The organism is Anaerocolumna chitinilytica, from assembly GCF_014218355.1.
Taxonomy (GTDB): domain Bacteria; phylum Bacillota; class Clostridia; order Lachnospirales; family Lachnospiraceae; genus Anaerocolumna; species Anaerocolumna chitinilytica.
Map to the genome: position 1 here is coordinate 746001 of NZ_AP023368.1, position 18784 is coordinate 764784.

An 18784-nucleotide genomic window follows, 5' to 3' on the forward strand; every position below is an offset into this window, starting at 1 on the left:
CCAGAACATCAGTACGTTTATCAGACTGATGTGATCAGCAAAGAAGGTGTGCAGTAGCGGTACGGACTTCGGTACTTTCGGAAACGCTACTTCATTAGCCGATGGATCAACGGCTATAGTAACTACTTGCGGAGGCAGCTGTTTAAATCACGTTCCCCAGAACGAGATAACGAGCAGTTTGTTTATAATGTTGATTTGGATTTATTGTTAAATAACTACTTCCCTAAAGCTGTCGATTGCATAGGTGGTGCATTGTATCGTTCAAGAGGAGAGAGAGTATTAAAGGAAGATATGGAAAACGTAAAGTATTGTTTGGAATTCATTCTTGGAATTATGAGATTGCGTAATTTGAATGATTCAATGATAACAGACAAGTACCTATCATTAAATAATCCGAAAATGCAGGAACTATATAAGTATCTTGAGAGGATGTCTGATAACAATACGAAGATATATTCTTTCTTGAAATTGGAAATCACATCTAAAGGAATTTATGAAAAATTATGTGATTTGTTATATGTTTTGTTTGTATATGTTACAGGCAATAATACAGAGGGAGAAATTAGAATCTCGCTTAATATTGATGAATAAATACGTGAGAATCATAAAACTTTTTTCTGCATCATTAGAGCATTGTCCAAAAAGTTGTGAAACAACATTTAATAAAATGATGACAATAATAAAGGCTATTTATTAGATCTACATATTTAGAATTATAATTTCTTTTTAGGGTGCATATATAATTTTTATAATTTGAATTTAGCAATCAGAATTTTTTCAACCCAAATACATTATAAAAGAACCGGTAGGTTTTCTAATCTGTAGAAGGGAGAAAAATACTATGGCTGAAAAGAAAGTGAACTTGGCAGATCCGGCAGTAAAAAAGAGATTTATTACCTATAAGGAAGCAGCAGAACTTTACAGCATGGGAATTACAAGAGTAATGGAACATGCAAAGTCAGCAGGAGCTACCTATAAGATGGGAAATAAGGTGCTGGTTAATACAGATATTTTTGAAGCATACTTAGAGCAGTTTCGTATTCCGGGAGAGTATGAGGGAATGGCAAGAAAATTCATCCCTGATATGGGTAAGTTGTATTGTTAATCAAAGAATTAGTTGTACATAAACTGGTATATTGTATTTAATACCATATCTATTTTGACAGATGCTTTTCAATATTTTGAGCTGTTAGCTGTGCCATTTGCTTTGGAGGTTCCACTCTGCCGTTTTGAATCCATAAATTGGTAATGGCATCCATGCCTGAGATGATAAAGGCAGCTGTATAGGCATCAATTGATGAAGGAAGCACGGTCATTATATCGGAAGAATAAATAGTTCGAAAAGCATCAAACAATGCTTGTAACTTATTTGTTTTATAAAAGTGTTCGATATTTGGTGATTTATAAATTAGCTCATATCTGAATTCCATGAGCGCAAGCAGAGAGAGCTTTTTATCTTGAAGTTGGAGTCTTGCAACTTCATAATACTGCTGAACTTTGTAGAGAAGGATATCTTCTTTTTCTTTAAAGTGCCGGTAGATTGTCATTCGGCCAACTCCGGCAGTTTCAGCTATCTCAGTTAAAGTAATATCTTCCTCTTTCTTTTCTTTTAATAATTGCATATACGCCTCAAAGATCAGTTCCTTTGATTCGTTTATTTGTTTTATTCTTTTCATGATGCATATTCCTCGCGTTCGTATCAGTTAATGATATCGGATTGATTAATCATTAAGTCCATTATATAATACATGTACAAATGATACAATGTATCATTTAACTAAAAAGGATGATAGGTTGAAAAAATAATGAGATGTTTTTTCAACTACAGATTAATGAATATCCAATCGAAAATTGGATATTCAGGAAAGAGGTTATTATGAAAAATATCTTAACGAAGAAAGTTTTAATTGGTTTAGTTATTATAGTTTTAATTGCTGCAGGCGTGCTACTATATCTGTTTGGCGGCAATATGAATGAGTTCGCAAATCGCATTCCGGAAGTAAAGAAATCCCAATATATGGATGATGTTAAAGACAAAAGAGATTTACGCTATGGAGAAATAATTCCGGTTTTTTGTAAAGGTGCAAAGCTGTATGTAGAAGTCTATAATACCATGGGCTCTAATGAGTTGCCTCAGGAACTGTGGGATAAGCTGGATGCTGATGAAATGGCAAAAACATATGGTGCAAAGAAAGTAATATTAAATGGTCCGAGATATTGGGTGTTAAATGAAATCGTTGGTGCGGGTCAAACTGCTGAAGGGAAAGTGGCTGATTTCGGAGGAATCGAGATGACTCAACGTGCTGTTCTGCATTCGAATATATTCAGCGGTACAGTCGGTGGTAAGACATATAAAGAAAATGTTGTAAACCGATCGACAACATATGAATACTGGAAAGGCAACATGGTCTATGAGCTAACAGCTCCGGATGGATCTGTATATAGAATGCAGTCTTATTCACAGCAGATAGATCCAACACTAACAATTGATGATCTTGAAACTCTTGGATCAAGGCTTAAATTACCTGAAGGGTGGAAGTATAGCGCCAGAATTTTAAAAGAGGATTCGATTTTGAAGGCGAATGGTAAGGCCTTTGTAATTAATGATGATTTAGGGAGTTCCTATCAAAAAATTAATAATTAATAAGGGGGAGGAAAGGTTGAAGAGAATATTGATAATTCTAGTTATTTCTATCGCCCTTGTAGGCAGTTTAAGTTATATTGGGTTTAGCATGTGGGCAAAAGGTAAGCCGAATAAGGAAAATGTTGAAGGAGAAACAGAAAAAATAAATGATATTACTATAACTCATCATTTTGCCGAGGCAGCAGGATTAAAATGGCATTATATAGAAGCGGGTGATTCTACAAAAGAAACGATTGTCTTTGTTCATGGCGTACCCGATTCATGGTATGGTTGGCTAAATCAAATTTTGGCTCTGGCGGATGATTATCATGTTATAGCAATAGATATGAAAGGGTTTGGACAATCAGATAAAAAAATAGATGGAATGAATACAGAAGCAGAGATAGCACAACAAACAGCAAAACTGTTTGACGTGATTGGTATTAAATCATATTACCTAGTCGGTCATGATTGGGGAACTGCAATAACCGATGTAATTGCAGCCACAAACACAGAGAAAGTGCTAAAATATGTTCGCATTGAGGGTGCCGGATTAGAAGTGGATTTAGGTAGAACCAAGCAATTGGTTAAACTTAGAGATCCGAAGGAAGGGGTGAAATTATTAAGTAAAGCACGGCTTTTAGTTCAAAAAGCATATAGCAAGCTAACAGTACAGGAAGTACCCAAGGAAGCTATTGATCATGCCATTGGTGAATTCAGCAGGAAAGGAACTGCTGGAGCAGTTCAACAGTACTATATTGGGCTTGATATCAGTGAAGAGAATATTGATGAAATTATCCAAAATAAAAAGGAAAATTTTGCGAAGATGACAATGCCGGTTCTATTATTGCAGGCTGAGAGTGACCCGCTTCAACCTATAGACTCTTTAAAAGGTTTAAATGAAGCCTTTCCTGATGCAAAATTGCAAATCGTAAAGGGGGCAGGACATTTCCCCCAGCAAGAATGTCCGGATGTAGTTACTAATGCAATTGTAAGCTTTATTGAGTAAGAATAAAGAATAAAGTTTAACTGGATTTTGTATCGCATGTATCCGTTTATTCGAGTTGTACCATTTTTGTAGCTTTTAAAAGAAATCAGGTTTATTATCATCATAGAAAAAGAGCATGGAAAACAAAACGGCTTTCTTATTCCTCCTCGTAATGACAGCAGAGGGGCTCAGTATGCTGAAGACAACTATTTTTGTTCGTTTTCAGCATACTGAGCCCGTGATGTTGTAACTTATAACTTATGTCTGATGGGAGTCTCTTATCCTTTTATTAAAAGCATCAAGTGATTGTACGACACTCAATAAATAACCCTAAAACTTGCTAACTTCCGGTGTGATGAAAAAACTTAAGTCAAACTCTTTTTCATTGAATTGATACTCCTCTAATAAATACGGCCCACAGCTGGCAGAACCGATGCCCGATTGTTTATAATCAACACATAGAATAGAGTATCCGGATTTCTCTAATTCATAGTTATGTGCTTTATTTGACAGTTCTTCTTGAGAATATTCGGATGCATTGAATGAAAAATCCTTTTCAGATTCAATTTTAATACACAGATCCTTCGTTCCGATTTTTACATATTCACAGCCGAAATGGGAGGAATTTTCCTGAGGTTTAATATAGTCTTCATGCATTTCCCATATTTTTTGTGTAAAAATTCCCTTATAGGAAGCTCTGTGTTTATCACTATAGCTTTCATAACTACCATATCCATAATATTCTACATCAGAAAATTCATTGTTCATAAATAGCCTAAGTCCAAAACGAGGGAGATATGGACGCTTATCCACTACCTTTATATTACTTTGTAACCGAATCTGGCCGCTGCTGTATACCTGGATAGTACTTTTTAATTCAAAGGTATTATGGTAAGCATACCAACCCAAAGCCATATGGCTGGTTATTGTGATGCAATCCTCATTTTTTGTTGCATTTATAGAATATACTTTTGTAATCAATTCATTTAGATGGAACTTATACCAATCACCTTTGACAGCACAATCGTTGTCCGTGGGTGCTCTAAATGCATTAAACTCCATAGGCTTTTCAATCAGGTCTTTCTGATTGAATTCCAACTTACGAAATAATCCCGTATGCTTATCAAGATGATAAGTAAAATCCTTACCCTTTATTTCTATCAGATGCTTGCTTTCACTAAAATCAATCTGGCTTTTAGACTCAATGGGGATTAATTCCCTGATGGTTTCGCTTATAGTAAATTGTTCGAAGCCTATTTCAAATCCGCCTTCAGCCCATTTACTATCGTACTTTTGGGTAAATATAAATCTGACATATAAGCTTTTACCGGATATCCCTGCTAATGCTGGTATTGTTATTATCTTTTTTGAATTAGCAGGTAAATAGATCTCAATATCCTCAGATAGTATTAAATTACCGCATTCCGTTACCTCATATCGGCAATTAAGAGCTTCTGACAGTTCCATAAAACCATAAGTATTTACAAACTCATATACACCTTTGTCAATCGCGATTGGATTAATTCGTATGGGACGATATACATTTTTAACCTCCTTTAAACCAGTGTGAGGAGTACGGTCTGGATAAACCAGTCCATCAATGCAAAAATTTGAATCATGTATTGGCTCGTTATGGTCTCCGCCATATGCGTACATGGTTTTACCATTCTCTGCTTTACTCATCACCACACTATGATCGCACCATTCCCAAACAAAGGCTCCGGATAATCTGTTACTGGTATACAGGGATTTCCAATAATCTTCTAAATCCCCTGGTCCGTTGCCCATAGAATGACAGTATTCACAAAGAACTAATGGCCTTTTTTCGTTTTGGTTTGTCAAAAAATTCTTTGTAATCCAATCAGTACCGGGATACATCATGGAGACCACATCCAACGTTTCTTCATTGTTTATCGCTTTTTCAGCGCCTTCTAATTCATGCATACTTTGATAATGAACAAGTCTGGTAGAATCAACTGACTTAATATATCTTGCAACTCTTTCCAATGCTTTACTATACCCGGCTTCATTACCCAAAGACCATAATATTACAGAAGGACGATTGATATCTCTTGAAACCATTAAGTCTGCCCGGTCAAGGATTGCCTTCTCAAATTCTTTTAAGTTTGCAATTAATGCAATACCCGAATAATCACCATTGTTGTCCGGGGTATGAGAAGCTTCAACACTGCCATGTGCCTCAAAATCAGCCTCATCAATTAAATAAAAGCCAAGCTCATCGCATAGCTGGAGAAATACCGGAGCATTTGGATAATGGGAGTTTCGGATGGCATTAATATTATGCTGCTTCATTAAGTACAAATCCTTCAACATATTTTCTTTCGAAACATATGCCCCGGTTACAGGATTACTGTCATGTCGATTTACTCCTTTGAATTTAACAGCTACTCCGTTGATTAAGATACATCCATTCTCTACTTTAATTTGCCGTACTCCGATTTTCTCACCGATAGTCTCCTGCTCAGTAAGCAGAATAAGCTTATATAAATAGGGAGTCTCTGCATTCCAAAGCTGAGGTGATTCTAATAGAAAGCTTGCTTTATCTGCCTTCACCAAGGTTTCCGATAACAGGTTTTCTTTTGCATCATATAGTTTCGCAATAACAGCGGTGTTAGCTTTTATTGAAAGTTCGATGTTTACTTTATCACTTTCAGTATCATAGTTAGTAACTACCCTATAATTACTGATTCTTATCGTAGGTCTTGCTAAAAGGTAAACATCCCTGAAAATCCCGGATAATCTCCATTTATCCTGACATTCTAGATAAGTACCGTCACACCACTTTAGCACCATAACAGTAATCACATTTTCACCATCAACAAGATAATCCGTTACATTAAATTCACTTGTCATATGAGAAACTTGACTATAGCCTACAAATTTGTGATTAATATATAAATAAAAACAACTGTCTACTCCTTCAAAATTTAAAAAATGCTCAAAGCCACCTGACAAATCCACATTAAATTTTCTGTTATAAAGCCCAACAGGATTTTCATCCGGAACATAAGGGGGATTATAAGGTATCGGATACTTAATATTCAGATACATTGGTTTATCATAACCATGTAGCTGCCAGTTTGATGGAACTAGGATAGAATCTGAAAAGCTTGTATCCAGAAAATCATCTTCTATCTCAAAAAAACTATTATAGTACCGAAAATTCCAAGTGCCATTTAAAAGTTGAAAACGATCCGATTCTTCTCTAGCTTTGAAGGGATCTGCATTTGGTGAAAATGGTATAAAATAATTTCGGTTAGGCTCAGTGTTAATATGTAATTTTTGGGGATTTTCATGAAATAAAATATGTTGTTTCAATTCTTGACCTCCTTTAATTATTAAAAATATGAGAATAATCATTAATGCACGAAGTTTACAAATGTCTCTTATAAATATATTAACTTCGGACATGACTATTATAAATTTGGAATTGAGCCATAGTCAATCATATGATATTATTAGATATAAATATATGAAACAGGAGGAAAGCAATATGAGTTATTCGATTTATCCAATAAAGCCTCCCAACTGTGATTTACCGGTTTATGTTTCAGGAATAGGTTACGAGGATAATCAACCCCATGTCATGAGAAAAGAAGGGTTTCCATTACCTCATATATTTCTTTGCATAAGCGGGACGGGAATTTTAAAGGTTAACGAAATAGAATATAAGATAGAAAAAGGAACTATGTTCTATTTAGCCCCGAATATACCTCATGAATATTACGGAATCACGGATAGATGGGAAGTTGAATGGATTACCTTTAACGGAAATAATCTGGGTCCGATACTAAAAGAATTAAATCTAGACTGCACGAAAGTTATTAAGCTTAGCAGCATTGATAAAATGGAGTCTTATTATAAAAAAATTATGATCTCTCTAAAAGCCAGTGATAATCAAGGAAGAGTTATTTCTTCTGGTATTTTGTATACAATGTTGGTGGAATTTTATACTTTCCTACATAAAACAATGGAATATGAAAATTCAGAAGGAAACAGAGCTATTACCATAATGAAAGATTATATTGATCTTCATTACAATGAGACTATAACATTGGAAGAGCTTTCAGACCAGATACATGCAACGCCTCAATATTTATGTAGAATTTTCAAAAGATATTTGAATGTACGCCCCTTTCAATATATAGCAGTAAAAAGAATACAGCACGCTAAAATATTATTATCAGATAGTGATTTATCTATCAATGATATCGCTCATCGTGTTGGATATAATGACTGCAGTTATTTTTGCTCAATTTTTAAAAAATATGAAATGATATCTCCATCTGAATTTAGAGGATTAAGATTAAGGTAAATAAGTGAACATCTATCAATTGAAAGCTCTATAGGATTGGAATCGTTTTATTTGAAAGAAAATCTTTTTCCAGGCAACATTCAAATAAATATATGAATTTTATACATACTCACTAATAAACTAGCTATTAAAGCTAAAATATATTATAATTGCACTAGAAATTTAAAATGACGGAATGAAAATAGTAGCTTTTAAATCCATTAAAGCTATACAAGATAGAGTTTAGTTGTTACAGGTGTATTTTACGGGAAGGTAGTGGAGTTGTGGAAGAGTCGTTACAATATTTTTATAACAAATTTTTTGATGCGGCTTGGGTTATACAGCTTGTAGTGCTAGCACTGTCCTGGGTATTCCTTTGCAATGGCGGCGTGTGGAAAAAAGAGATCAGGTTCAGAGTTTGTCTGGAGTTTCTGATTCTGTTGGCTGTGCTGATGGGGTGTAATGTGGGATTTTTTATGCCCAGACATGCTTTCATTATTATTTGGAATGTTGTCCATGGAATCGTATCAGCTATCTATTTACGTATTTGTTCCAAGTTTAATAGCAAGGCCAAAATCGTAATGTGGTGTTCTATGTACGCCAGTATAATATGTCTGAGTGCCATTGCCGGGCAAATCAGTTTTTTAACAGGAGAATTCCTATCGAAAGGTTTGGCAGAGGGAGTTATTCGCTGTATTATTTACCTTTTTATAATACCCGTAGCCTTTTATCTAAGGGCATTCAATTTTGATGAGTATGAGGACATGCCCAACAGCGGTCTGGCACTGATCCTTTTGAGTGATTTTAGTATCCTGGTTTTATCCTCCGTAGAAACCATATGGTTTGGTATAGATTATCGAATTGAAATATGTCTTCTTGCTTCCTACTTCTGCATTTTCATTATAGTCGTCGTGGCGATTTATGCTATGTATGCAATGTGTAAAGAAAAGGCGGATACAATTGCACTTCAGGCAGAAAAGCAACGACTTTTAAGTGAACGGGAGCTGGCAATTATGACGGAATCAAATCTGGAGGATCTGCGCTGTATTCGCCATGACTTGAAAAATCAATATGCTTATATGCAGATACTATTAAAAGAAACGCGGTATGAGGAGTTGCAGCATTATTTTCAGCAGGTTGCAGAAAACCTGCCGTTTCAACTAAGTTACATCGACTGTGGTAATCAAATCATTAACACCATCCTGAATATAGAGTTAGTAAAAGCAAATAAAGAGCTGATACCTGTGGAGCATCAGCTGTTGGTGCCACCGGTGCTGCCATTCAGTGAGGATGATTTGTGTGCGATTATTACCAATCTGATGGATAATGCCATTGAAGAGTGTCGGCGTTTGCGTTTGGAGGGAAATGAAAACACCGGAATACGAATAGAGATTTACCCGCAAAAGAGTTATCTATACATCATGTGCCGCAATACCACAAGCAGGAAACAACTGAATCACTGGCGAAGCGGTTTAAGGACAACGAAAAAGGATGAGCTGCTCCATGGCTTTGGCACCAGAATTGTGGTCAGGCTTGCTGAAAAATACAATGGTTGTGCAGAGTATAGCTTGAAAGATGGACAATTTATAGCGAAAGTTCTGCTGGATCTGATGAACGAGGAGGGAAATTTGTGATAAAAATAGCCTTATGTGATGATGATAAAAAAGCGCTGCCGATTATTGCCGGAGCGGCAGAATCCACTTTTCGTGCACAGAGAATCCACACGGAATTACAATGTTTTCTGAATGGAGAAGAGCTACTTAAAGCCATGGAACATACGCACTTTCAGATCGTACTACTGGACATTGATATGCCTGGATTAGATGGAATTGAAGTGGGTAAGCGAATCAGAGAGGGTAATAATAACACCTGTATTATTTATGTCTCGGAATGTGAGAACCGTGTTTTTGAATCTTTTGCAGTCCAGCCCTTAGGCTTTGTAAGAAAGAGCAATTTCCTCAACGATATTGCCGCTGTAGTACAGTTATACATCAAAAACTGTATGCAAGACCAGAATGTTGAATATATCAAGTTTTCCACCCGTAACAGTATTTTAACATTAAAAAGTAATCAGATCCGTTATATTGAAGGGAGCAGAAACTATCAGAAGATTTTTCTGACCGGACAGCAGGAGCCTATGGAGATTAAAATGACTATGGAAAAATTAGAATATCTTACGGAGCCACATGGTTTTATAAGGATTCACAAAGGATATCTGGTCAACTATCTATATATCCAGCGGATCCAAACGAATCATCTGATACTGCAGGATGGCATTACTCTTCCAATTGGTCGTAGTAAGATGGGAGAGGTGAAAAGCAAATTTATTTCAATGCTTGGAAACTAAGGGTATCATAAAAACTACTATAAGCAAAGCTGTTTTTATTAACAAGGCTGCAAGGTTTATTAATGGATTCATATACTGACTCACCTGTAAAACAGGTGAGTTTTTTTATATACAAATATAGCTGCTGTTTGTCCTTGGACGAATGGCAGTTTGTTGTTTTATTATGTAATTCATCTAAATATATAAGATGTATTACTCTGCATTTTGACGAATATCCAGTCGGTATTGAATGGTTTTTTGTATACATTTATTATAGACAATATCTTAGAACTTACTTTGGAGGAATAACGGATTTAGAAATGCGGACGATGTTATTTAATAAAGCTGGTTAAGATGGATAGGGAGTGGAACCATTACAACGATGTATATGAGAAATTGCGAGGGATAAAGGAGGCAAGGATTATGATTCGCATTGCAATTGTAGAAGACGAGCAGAACTATATTGATCAGTTGACAGGATATATAGAAAGATATGAAAAAGAGGCGGGAGAGGAATTTGGCATTGCAACTTTTCGTGACGGCGATCAGATAGTAAATGGCTATAATGGCAATTATGAAATTATTCTCATGGACATACAAATGAAATTCATGGATGGAATGTCAGCTGCCGAAGTAATCCGTAAATTGGACAGCGAAGTGATTATTATGTTCACTACTAATATGGCACATTTTGCAATCCGTGGCTATCAAGTGGATGCACTGGACTATATGGTTAAACCCATAGAATATTTTTCATTCTCACAAAAACTCAATAAGGCAATAGGAAGGTTAAATAATAGAAATCTTCATTATATGGCCGTACCGGTAGAAGATGGAATGCAAAAAATGGGAATTGAGAATATAACTTATGTGGAAAGTCAGCGCCATGTCTTGATTTATCACTATAAAGGAAATTGCATAAACTCTCATGGAACAATGACTGAACTTGAGAAAATGTTGGCACCATATTTTTTCTATCGAAGTAACAAAGGGTATCTTGTGAATCTAAAGTATGTAGAAGGCATAAAAAATGGCTGCTGCATTATTGGGCGGGAGCAGCTAGTAATAAGCCGTTCGAAACAGAAGCCTTTTATGGAAGCATTGGTCAATTATATGGGTAGGGTGATTAAATGAATACAGATTTTCCTAATATCCCCAGACTGTTTACTGCTATTGCAGAATGCGGAGCATGTATGGTTTATCTATGCATGCTGCAGAAGAGAAAAGGGATTATTTACAATGCATTAATTTCAATCATAGTTGTGGTCGCGTCGATTGTCTTTCTTATAAGTACAGGCAATGCAAAAGGTGCTTTATGGATCTTCTATATGATTTGTGCATCTTTAATAATGCTTGTATATATCGTTTTAAGTTCAAAAGAGAGAGTCGTAATTAACGTTTATTGCTGGGAAAAGGCATTTTTATTAGCTGAATTTACTGCATCACTGGAATGGCTGGTTCAAACATATGCGGCACCGGCAATGATGGGACATGACAATATATTTATATATATTTTTATGATAATTTTCTATGGCGTTATCTTTGTATTGGCTTATTATGCTGAAAGAAAAGTGATAATACGACAACCGTTACAACAGCTTACATCCAAAGAGATCATGACAGCAGGAATAATGGTGGTGCTTACTTTTGCTATCAGCAATTTAAGTTTCTTACTAAAAGCTTCAAGGTTCAGCAGTGGGTATCTTCCGGATATTTATTTGATCCGTACATTAGTTGATTCGGCAGGAATTTTTATTCTATATGCATATCAAAGCAGAATTAATGAGTTCGTTATTGAAAAAGAAAATGCGGCTATACATACCATGCTGCAGAGACAGTATGAACAATACAGGCACTATCAGGACAGTATGGAAATGATTCATATCCAGTATCATGATCTGAAGCACCAGATAGCAGGCCTGCGTGCAGAAACAGATGCAGAAAAGAGAAAAGAATGGTTGGATACAATAGAACGGGAACTGGATTCTAACGCACTTGCTTCACGTACAGGAAATGAAACACTGGATGTAATTCTTGGAGTAAAGATTCATCAGGCAAAAAGAAATGACATTCGTATAACCTGTGTTGCTGACGGCAAGTTGTTAAATTTCATGCATGTTACAGATATTTGCTCCATATTCGGTAATGCACTTGATAATGCATTAGAAAGCGTTATTTTCCTGCAGGATCCAGAAAAAAGAATGATACATGTGTCGGTTTCTTCTCAGAAGCAGTTTATCTATGTAGGCATTTCAAATTACTGTGAGGCGAAAATTGACATCTCGGATAACAAGTTCCCTGGAACAACTAAGCCTGACAAGGCAAATCATGGATTTGGTCTTAAAAGTATTAAGCGATCAGTGGAAAAATATAGTGGGACATACACAATTGAATTGAAGGGTAACTGGTTTGAGGTTAGAATGCTGTTTCCCAAGCAGAATTAGAGGGATAAAGCATATTATATGATTCCTGCAGCGGGTGCAGAAAAAGACAACAGTTGGTACAGAAAAGACAACAGTTGGGGCAGAAAAAACAACAGTTGGGGCATATGGATTTATATAATAAATTTCTATGCTACGATATAAACGTCTTTCTGATAACAACTATTCTATAATTTAAATGGAGGAAGGAAAAAATGTTTAAAAGAAAGTTTATGAATCAGGCTATTTCATTAGCAATCGCAGTGATGATGACAGCAGGAATGATGACTGGCTGCAGCAGTTCTTCATCAAAGAATGCTGTAGCACCCAACACTGCAGAAAAGGCAGCAGGAGGAGTAACGCCAACAGCAGAAACGTCAGCAACAGGAACACCAGAAGCTACAGTTTCGGATATTGTATCACCTATCACACCTGAGGAACTTGGCTCTGGTAATAAAAAGTGGTCAGAAGAAGAGACCGCTGATAGTTGGATGAAGGTTACGAATGATGGCGGCGCTACACTTGGTTATACGAAGGATTCCGGTATTTCTCTGATACAGGTTGATGGATATGCGTTCAAGGATCTTGACAGAGATGGTAAGCTGGATGGTTATGAAGACTGGAGGCTTGATAACGAGAAGCGTGCAAAGGATCTGGCGGCACAGATGACTGCTGAGGAGATGACACCTCTGTTTACACATGGTGGATGGACATCCTTTGACGAAAAGCTTGGAGATGATGATAAGGCATATATTGATGGTGGCGCACGTGCCGGTGTTACACGTTCTGCAGCTACAGAGGGTAATACAAAGTTGGCTGTAAAGTGGTCCAATATGCTGCAGAAGACCTGTGAGAGTACAGGTAAATGGGGAATACCTGCAACAGTAAGTGTAGATCCCAGTAATATATCGGGTCTGCTTGATCAGAATGGATTGGGAGCTTCCATGGATACTGACCTTGCTAAGAATGATGCAAAAGAAGCAGCAAAAGAATATAGAGCGGTTGGCATTACCATGCTTCTTGGACCGCAGGTCGACATTGCAAGCAATCCTCAGTGGTGCCGTGCCAGTGGTACATATAGTGAAGATCCTGCCTTAAACAGAGATATGGCTAAGGCATATATTGACGGACTTCAATCTACATATGACGAAAATGGTAATGATCTGGGATGGGGAAAAGACAGCGTAGTGGCTATCGTTAAACACTATGCCGGTGCCGGTGCTTCCGAAGGTGGAAGAAACGATCACTTTAAAACGGGTGAATACACAGTATTCCCTGGAAACAACTTTGCAGCACACCTGATTCCATTCTTTGATGGAGCTTTTAAGCTGGAAGGAAAAACAGGCGCAGCAGGCGGTTTAATGCCAAATTATGCAGTTTCCTATTCAGAGGATGGATCTCTTGGTGATGAAGTTGGTGGTGCATATTCAGAATATAAGGTGAAACTTCTGAAAGACAACGGTTATGATGGATTTATTCTGACAGATTGGCAGGTTACAGATGATGATGCTCGTGATTATGGTGTAGAAGATCTGAAAGTTGGCGAGCGTTTCTGTAAACTTTACGAAAATGGTGTAGACCAGGTTGGCGGTACTTCTGACTTGAAAGCAGCACAAGAAGGATATGATCTTCTCGTAGAAGACTGGGGAGAAGATAAGGCTATTGCAAGACTTCGCGACGCAGCAGCATCATTCTTTGTAACACAGATGGAAACAGGGCTTTTCGAGAATTCATATCTTACAACTGATGAAGCCGTAAATGCAGCATGGACTGATAAAACAAAAGCATATGGTGCGGAAACTCAGGAAAAAGGTATTGTAATGATTAAGAATAAAGATAATGCCATTCATAAATCAGATGCTTCACAGAAAAAACCCACGGCATATATCCCTCTTGTCTTTAAGGATAAAGCTGATTTCTTCTCTCAGTTAGACGGAAAACATGATTATAAATGGGAACCTGCGGTTAATGTTGATGAATATAGCAAGTATTACAACATAGTAACGGACACCTTGGGCGATCCTAGCGGCAAGAAAGGCGCTTATACCGAGAAGGATGTTATTAGAGCAAGTGCGAAACAATTAGCAAAATGTGATTATGCAATTGTTAAGATGAACAATCCGTATACAAATAGTACAACCGATAAAGATGGAAATTACCTTCCGAATTCACTTCAATATGCAGCTTATACTGCTGATACAGCAAAAGAAACTGCACTTGCAAATGGAAAAATTACAAAGGAAGTAAAAGATGGATATTATGGAGCCAAGACGGAAACGGTAGAGGAGAATCGTTCTTATAAGGGTAATACGGCAGCGAAGGCTACAAATTATGCTGATTTGGAAACTCTTCAGTATGTATCCAAAACAGTTCCTAAAAATTGCAAAGTAGTAGTTGCTATGAAGATTAGCAGTAGTGCTGATATGGTATGGTCCGAGGTTGAGCCTCTTGCAGATGCAATTGTTATATATTACTCAGGAAGTATGACAGAATTGGCTCAGCAAGAAGAGGCAGTAACAAAGGTACTGACAGGCCAGGTTGAACCTACAGGTCTCCTTACGATGCAGCAGCCTGCAAGCATGAAGGCTGTAGAAGCACAGAAAGAAGATGTACCGCGTGATACTGAATGCTATGTAGATTCCGAAGGAAACAAATATGATTTTACATTTGGTATGAACTGGTCCGGAGTTATTTCTGATGATCGTACGACGAAGTATAACGCAGCACCTCTGACAACACCTGAAACAATTTCCTTCTCTTATGCGAAGTAAGAAAGGCGAATAGTACATTTTTAAATATTTACTACGCCATGGTGCCATATACTGTGGCGTAGTTTTTCTTAAGAAGCCGTTAGCATATGTATAGCAGCTTAAATTGGATTTATGAAAGGGTAGTAAACAGTTGGGGTACAAAATAGCACAGTTGGTGCGATGGATAAATTCGACGGTTTATTTCTGATAATCTTTAATTAGAGTAAGAATCAATTTTATAGTATTTGAATTAGTAAAGGGACGGAGGAAAAAAGAATGATATCTCTACTGGAAAAAATATTAGCACCTTTTCTTAAACCGATGGGTGTCAGTTCAGCAGATCTTCACAGTTACTTGACCGCAGTCAAAGGATACATTTACTTGATTGTAATCGCCCTTGTTGTGATGATTGCTGTTCTTATTACAGCTCACTTTATCAAAAAAGGTTGGAAAGCCTTTGTACGCATTCAGGCTGTTCTTGCTTTTTTACTTGTTATTGTCGTTTCTGTCAACGCCATCTGCTATGGTCCTTTATACAATAACGTTTCAGGTTTTCTGAATGCTTCCAAGGTCGTGCTGGCGGATGATACAGTATCACAGAGTTTGGATACGGTTAAGAAAATTGCAGAAGAGGGTATGGTACTTTTAAAAAATGATGGTACGCTGCCTCTTGGGTCAGATAAAGCCAAATTGAATGTCTTTGGCTGGGATTCCGTTAATCCGCTGCTTGGTGGAACAGGTTCAAGCTCTTCTAACGCAGCCGCCGCTACGGATATTCTGACCTCCTTAAAGGATGCCGGCTACGAAACGAATAATGATCTTACACAGATGTATAAAAACTATCGTAAGGATCGTCCTGTACTTGACATGCAAAAGCAGGATCTGACACTACCGGAACCTACTATGGATTATTATACAGATGACATTATTAATAATGCTAAGAACTTTTCAGATACAGCAGTTATCGTTATCGGACGTCCCGGTGGAGAAAACTATGATCTTCCGACCGATATGTACTCTGTAATTCACGGTACCTACAATGTTGCAAAGGATGTTTCCAGTGCACCTGATAATTACAATTACTTAAATGCCTCTTATACCAACAATGGTGATTACGATGATTTTGATAAAGGCGATCATTATTTGCAGCTTTCCAATACAGAGGAAAAGCTTGTAGATCTCGTCTGCTCCAACTTTAAAAAGGTAATTGTTGTAATTAATAGTACTAACACAATGGAACTTAACTGGGTTGATAAATATAAACAGATCAGTGCCGTCCTCCTTGCGCCGGCTCCCGGGGCTAATGGCTTTAAAGCTCTTGGTGAGATACTAAAAGGTACTGTGAATCCTTCCGGAAGAACAGCGGATACATTTGCAAAGGATCTTTTGAAGACACCTTATATTAACAATATCGGCAACTTCAACTATAAAAATGTCAATATGATGACGAAGTCACTGGCTAAAGATGACGGAGCATATCAGGGAACGATGGCATTCCTTCATTACGTAGAAGGCATCTACGTGGGTTATCGTTTCTATGAGACAGCCGCAGAGGAAGGTTTGATTAATTATGAGGACGCAGTACAGTATCCTTTCGGCTACGGACTCTCCTATACAACTTTTGATCAATCTATAGAAGATTTTAAAGCCAGCAAGGACTCCGTATCTTTTAAGGTGAAAGTAACGAATACAGGTAAAGTAGCTGGTAAGGATGCTGTGGAAGTTTACTTCACTCCGCCATATACAAATGGCGGCATTGAAAAGGCTTCTGTTAACCTGATTGATTTTGGTAAAACAAAAATGTTGGAGCCGGGAGCATCAGAAGAAGTTGAATTTACCATCAATAATGAAGATCTTGCATCCTACGATTCTGATGGAATCAAGGTGAAAGGTGGTGGGTATATTCTGGAAGCCGGTGAATATGCAATCTCCATCCGAAGTGATTCTCATACAAGTATTGATGAGAAGAAATTCACTGTAAAAAATGATATTTCCTACAACGAGACTTCAAAGTCTACGGATAAGGTGCCTGCAACAAATCATTTCCAGGATTACTCCAGAGGTGATTTCACACAGCTTTCCCGTGCAGATGGATTTGCAAACTATAATGAAGCAATTGCAGCACCTAAGGATTCCGCATATGAAATGAAGGATGATACAAAGGCTGCAGTCAAGGCGATTACTGTAAGTGATTACGATAGTTCTGCATATGACAAGGACTCGGATAAAATGCCGGTTACGAATGCAGATAATGGACTTAAGCTTTCTGACATGGCAGGGGCCTCCTATGAGGATAAGAATTGGGATAAACTTCTGGATGAAATGTCAATAAAGGAGATGAATGATCTGATCAATGTAGGTGGATGGCAGACAGCAGCGGTAGATTCCATCGGTAAGATAGCAACCAGTGACTGTGATGGCCCTGCCGGCCTATCTAATTATATTACAGGTGCTAATGGAACTACTTATCCTTCAGAAGTTCTGATGGCCCAGACCTGGAGTAAGGATATTGCAGTTGAAATTGGTACCTCCATGGGTTCAGAGTTCGCAGCAGCCAAAAATTATGGCTGGTATGGACCGGCTATGAATATTCATCGTTCTGCATTTGCAGGAAGAAACTTCGAATATTATTCCGAGGATCCTTTGCTTTCCGCATATATAGCTGCAGGTGAAACACAGGGAGCTGCACAGTTTGGTGTATACCCCTATATCAAGCATTTCGCACTGAACGATCAAGAGACAAACAGATGTGCAATTCTTCTGGAGTATGCATCTGAGCAGGCCATCCGTGAGATTTATCTGAAACCTTTTGAGAAGGTGGTAAAGGAATACCAGGGAAAAAACCTGGCAGTAATGTCCTCCTATGTATGGATTGGTGATAAGCCTTGTTACGCAAACAGTAATCTCTTAAACTCAGTACTTCGTGATGAGTGGGGATTCCAGGGTATGGTTGAGACTGACTATGATGGCTCCTATGGATACATGATTACAGATAATGCAATACGCAATGGTGGGGATTTAATGCTTGGTTATGGCAGTTTTGATTCCAATAAACTGAATTCCGAGAGTGCAACTGTTGTAATTGCAATGAGGCGGGCTTGTAAGAACATTCTTTACACGATTGTAAACAGCGGATATTATTCGGAAGGCAGCCCAATTCCTACAGAAAACAAGATGGATAAGTTATTCAGAAATATTAATATAGGCGCCGGCATTATCTTTGTAGCAATTGAAGCATTGATGATCGCTCTTCTTCTAAAAAGAAGAAAGAGCAAAACGGTGATTATAGTTGATAAGGAATAATCATACAGCACGAATGTGTTTTTCATAATATCCTTCTGTGTATAAAAATTAAAAGGAAG

At 37.4% G+C, this 18784-nt stretch carries 13 protein-coding genes; 11 read left to right on the forward strand and 2 right to left on the reverse strand.

Features of this window, described 5'->3' with window-relative positions:
- Nucleotides 1-252 precede the first annotated feature (252 nt).
- Together bsdcttw_RS03300 and bsdcttw_RS03305 are read left to right on the forward strand one after the other, a co-directional pair.
- A complete protein-coding gene (locus tag bsdcttw_RS03300) occupies nucleotides 253-591 on the forward strand; it encodes a hypothetical protein (RefSeq protein ID WP_225903780.1) in 339 nt (112 codons plus the stop codon).
- 250 nt (nucleotides 592-841) lie between these two features.
- On the forward strand, nucleotides 842-1105 hold the full coding sequence (locus tag bsdcttw_RS03305) for an excisionase (RefSeq protein ID WP_185257998.1): 264 nt from the start codon (nucleotides 842-844) through the stop codon (nucleotides 1103-1105).
- Between the two features lie 49 nt (nucleotides 1106-1154).
- On the opposite strand, the gene bsdcttw_RS03310 is transcribed toward bsdcttw_RS03305, so the two are convergent.
- On the reverse strand, nucleotides 1155-1676 hold the full coding sequence (locus bsdcttw_RS03310) for a TetR/AcrR family transcriptional regulator (protein ID WP_185257999.1): 522 nt from the start codon (nucleotides 1674-1676) through the stop codon (nucleotides 1155-1157).
- A gap of 200 nt (nucleotides 1677-1876) precedes the next feature.
- Between bsdcttw_RS03310 and bsdcttw_RS03315 the strand changes: the two genes are divergently transcribed.
- Both bsdcttw_RS03315 and bsdcttw_RS03320 read left to right on the forward strand, forming a co-directional pair.
- Entirely contained in the window at nucleotides 1877-2644 is a 768-nt protein-coding gene (locus bsdcttw_RS03315; protein WP_185258000.1) for a hypothetical protein, read from the forward strand.
- 16 nt (nucleotides 2645-2660) lie between these two features.
- Nucleotides 2661-3632: an alpha/beta fold hydrolase gene (locus bsdcttw_RS03320; RefSeq protein WP_185258001.1), complete on the forward strand. Its 972-nt coding sequence runs from the start codon at nucleotides 2661-2663 to the stop codon at nucleotides 3630-3632.
- Nucleotides 3633-3941: 309 nt separating this feature from the next.
- Here bsdcttw_RS03320 and bsdcttw_RS03325 read toward each other — a convergent pair whose 3' ends face one another.
- The gene (locus tag bsdcttw_RS03325; protein ID WP_185258002.1) at nucleotides 3942-6950 is read right to left on the reverse strand and encodes a glycoside hydrolase family 2 TIM barrel-domain containing protein; all 3009 of its coding nucleotides are present in this window, start codon (nucleotides 6948-6950) and stop codon (nucleotides 3942-3944) included.
- Between the two features lie 175 nt (nucleotides 6951-7125).
- On the opposite strand from bsdcttw_RS03325, the gene bsdcttw_RS03330 reads away from it, so the two are divergent.
- The 7 genes from bsdcttw_RS03330 to bsdcttw_RS03360 all read left to right on the forward strand — a co-directional run bounded on the left by bsdcttw_RS03330 (nucleotide 7126) and on the right by bsdcttw_RS03360 (nucleotide 18725).
- Nucleotides 7126-7947, forward strand: a complete 822-nt coding sequence (locus tag bsdcttw_RS03330; RefSeq protein WP_207726487.1) for an AraC family transcriptional regulator — start codon at nucleotides 7126-7128, stop codon at nucleotides 7945-7947.
- A gap of 263 nt (nucleotides 7948-8210) precedes the next feature.
- Nucleotides 8211-9560, forward strand: a complete 1350-nt coding sequence (locus bsdcttw_RS03335; protein ID WP_185258004.1) for a GHKL domain-containing protein — start codon at nucleotides 8211-8213, stop codon at nucleotides 9558-9560.
- The gene (locus bsdcttw_RS03340) at nucleotides 9557-10273 is read left to right on the forward strand and encodes a LytR/AlgR family response regulator transcription factor (RefSeq protein ID WP_185258005.1); all 717 of its coding nucleotides are present in this window, start codon (nucleotides 9557-9559) and stop codon (nucleotides 10271-10273) included. The genes bsdcttw_RS03335 and bsdcttw_RS03340 overlap by 4 nt, the downstream gene beginning before the upstream one ends.
- 402 nt (nucleotides 10274-10675) lie before the next feature.
- The gene (locus bsdcttw_RS03345) at nucleotides 10676-11386 is read left to right on the forward strand and encodes a LytR/AlgR family response regulator transcription factor (RefSeq protein WP_185258006.1); all 711 of its coding nucleotides are present in this window, start codon (nucleotides 10676-10678) and stop codon (nucleotides 11384-11386) included.
- A complete protein-coding gene (locus bsdcttw_RS03350; RefSeq protein ID WP_185258007.1) occupies nucleotides 11383-12696 on the forward strand; it encodes a sensor histidine kinase in 1314 nt (437 codons plus the stop codon). The genes bsdcttw_RS03345 and bsdcttw_RS03350 overlap by 4 nt, the downstream gene beginning before the upstream one ends.
- A gap of 191 nt (nucleotides 12697-12887) precedes the next feature.
- On the forward strand, nucleotides 12888-15443 hold the full coding sequence (locus tag bsdcttw_RS03355; protein ID WP_185258008.1) for a glycoside hydrolase family 3 N-terminal domain-containing protein: 2556 nt from the start codon (nucleotides 12888-12890) through the stop codon (nucleotides 15441-15443).
- 255 nt (nucleotides 15444-15698) lie between these two features.
- Nucleotides 15699-18725 carry a beta-glucosidase gene (locus bsdcttw_RS03360; protein ID WP_185258009.1) on the forward strand — a complete coding sequence of 1009 codons (3027 nt, stop codon included), beginning with the start codon at nucleotides 15699-15701 and terminating at the stop codon, nucleotides 18723-18725.
- The last annotated feature ends 59 nt before the right edge of the window (nucleotides 18726-18784 follow it).

Bases quoted from the DNA above. Each gene is read 5' to 3' on its own strand.
- bsdcttw_RS03305 (WP_185257998.1), top strand. From the start codon at position 842: ATGGCTGAAAAGAAAGTGAACTTGGCAGATCCGGCAGTAAAAAAGAGA.
- bsdcttw_RS03310 (WP_185257999.1), bottom strand. From the start codon at position 1,676: ATGAAAAGAATAAAACAAATAAACGAATCAAAGGAACTGATCTTTGAG.
- bsdcttw_RS03315 (WP_185258000.1), top strand. From the start codon at position 1,877: ATGAAAAATATCTTAACGAAGAAAGTTTTAATTGGTTTAGTTATTATA.
- bsdcttw_RS03330 (WP_207726487.1), top strand. From the start codon at position 7,126: ATGAGTTATTCGATTTATCCAATAAAGCCTCCCAACTGTGATTTACCG.
- bsdcttw_RS03345 (WP_185258006.1), top strand. From the start codon at position 10,676: ATGATTCGCATTGCAATTGTAGAAGACGAGCAGAACTATATTGATCAG.
- bsdcttw_RS03350 (WP_185258007.1), top strand. From the start codon at position 11,383: ATGAATACAGATTTTCCTAATATCCCCAGACTGTTTACTGCTATTGCA.
- bsdcttw_RS03355 (WP_185258008.1), top strand. From the start codon at position 12,888: ATGTTTAAAAGAAAGTTTATGAATCAGGCTATTTCATTAGCAATCGCA.
- bsdcttw_RS03360 (WP_185258009.1), top strand. From the start codon at position 15,699: ATGATATCTCTACTGGAAAAAATATTAGCACCTTTTCTTAAACCGATG.